Source organism: Bradyrhizobium sp. Kon69 (genome assembly GCF_055807515.1).
In genome coordinates, this window is sequence record NZ_JBVVOS010000229.1 from 1 (window position 1) to 315 (window position 315).

Genomic DNA, 315 nt, shown 5'->3' on the forward strand with positions numbered 1-315 from the left:
CGCTTCTTCAGCTCGTGGATGTCGATGGATTCCATCAACACTTCCTTGGCCATCACCGCGGCTTTCTCGGCGGTGCCGCCGATGCCGATGCCGAGCATGCCCGGTGGGCACCAGCCGGCGCCCATGGTCGGAACGGTCTTGAGCACCCAGTCGACGATCGAGTCGGACGGGTTGAGCATGGCCATTTTCGACTTGTTCTCGGAACCACCGCCCTTGGCGGCCACGTCCACTTCCACGGTGTTACCCGGGACGATGGAGTAGTGGATCACTGCCGGGGTGTTGTCCTTGGTGTTTTTACGCGCGCCTGCCGGGTCG

1 protein-coding gene is annotated in these 315 nt (G+C 62.9%); it reads right to left on the minus strand.

Going from position 1 to position 315, the window contains the following annotated elements:
- Nucleotides 1-315, minus strand: a 315-nt coding sequence (locus AC0L3U_RS38950; RefSeq protein WP_473365048.1) for a fumarate hydratase, incomplete at both ends; no start/stop codon positions are given.